We start from the raw sequence: 1528 nt of genomic DNA on the forward strand, positions 1-1528 counted from the left end.
GGTCGGAAAAAGCGATTATTGTTCTATGTGTTTCTTCTGGGTGTAACAAACTCTACACCCAGTAATGCCAAGGGCTTCGATCTTCCCGCTATGGTGCAGGACGTTATTCTGGAAGATTACATGCACTATGCCCGTAACACCGCAGGGCGGCTAGCCTATCGGATGGGTAGCTTTCCAGAGAACAAGGGCCGCGTTTGGGTCATACCCTGCACGGTCAGACTGTCAGAAAAAACGCAGGTCGTGATCCGGGCATGCCTTCTTCAGCTTTAAAGCTTTTGACATTCAGGTAATGGGACCATGGGGTCTGGAAGACGTCACCCTATCTGTTCAATGTGACCTACGATAACCAGTCAGGTGTTCTGACGTGCCCCCCGAAAATGTAACCATTTAAAAGTAGAGTCCGATCGAGAAGGATACGGACGAATGAAACGCAGTCGTTTTACGGAAGAGCAGATCATAGGGGTGCTGAAGGAACAGGAGGCTGGGCTCAAGGTCTCTGATCTTTGCCGCAAACACGGGATCAGTGATGCGACGTTTTACAAATGGAAGACCCGCTATGGTGGCCTTGAGGTATCTGAGGCCAAACGACTGAAGGCCTTGGAAGATGAAAACGGTCGTCTGAAGCGTCTCCTGGCGGATGCGATGCTGGATAATGCGGCGTTGAAGGAAATTGTTGGAAAAAAGTGGTGACGCCTGTCGCAAAGCGGCAGGCGGTCCTACACCTTCAAAAGGCTCTGGAGGTGAGTGAGCGTCGCGCCTGTGCCCTTGTTGGTCTTGCCAGGCGTGTTGCGCGGTATGTTTCCACCCGGGCAGATGATGCCACCCTGCGCCAGCGCCTGCGTGATCTGGCGAGCCAGAGACGCCGCTTTGGCTATCGCCGCCTGGGTTATCTTCTGGCACGCGAAGGGTTCAGCCCCAATCACAAGAAGCTGTTCCGTCTTTACCAGGAGGAAGGGCTGAAAGTCCGCCATCGGGGCGGCCGCAAGAGGGCACTGGGGACGCGTTCTCCCATGACCATCCCTCAGGAACCCGGGCAGCGCTGGAGCCTGGATTTTGTCTCGGATGCCCTGATCTGTGGCCGCCGGTTCCGCATTCTGGCTGTTATCGACGATTTCAGTCGCAAGAACCTGGCATTGGTTGCCGACACGTCATTATCAGGTGGACGTGTGGCGCGGGAACTGACGGCCCTGGTGGAACGATATGGCAAACCCCTCATGATTGTCAGCGACAACGGTACGGAGTTCACATCCCATGCCATCCTGAAATGGGCGGATGAGATGAAGGTTGAATGGCACTATATCGCCCCCGGGAAACCGCAACAGAACGGCTTTGTCGAAAGTTTCAACGGCCGGTTGAGGGATGAATGCCTCAACGAGACGCTGTTCACGTCTCTCAGCCATGCCCGACAGGTTCTGGCTGACTGGCGGGAAGACTACAATACGGTGCGTCCCCATTCCCAGCTGGATGGCAGGACACCGGATCAGATCGCCAGACAAGGGTCTCGGGGGCATGCCCCCGAGACCCTTGT

Annotated in this window: 2 protein-coding genes; both read left to right on the top strand. The window is 55.5% G+C overall.

All coding sequences use genetic code 11. The annotated features are described in order from the left end of the window. Positions 1–270 (top strand): hypothetical protein (locus HK23_RS14105; RefSeq protein ID WP_218777719.1); only part of this gene is annotated, 270 nt, incomplete at its 5' end. A 153-nt stretch (positions 271–423) separates the two neighbouring features. Next, a protein-coding gene (locus tag HK23_RS14110) for an IS3 family transposase (protein WP_143217593.1) occupies positions 424–1528 on the top strand; the annotation gives its coding sequence in 2 pieces (ribosomal slippage) (positions 424–676 and positions 676–1528; 1106 coding nt annotated over the 2 pieces). This gene is flagged as partial in the annotation.

It is taken from the genome of Acetobacter malorum (assembly GCF_002153605.1).
GTDB classification, from domain to species: domain Bacteria; phylum Pseudomonadota; class Alphaproteobacteria; order Acetobacterales; family Acetobacteraceae; genus Acetobacter; species Acetobacter malorum_A.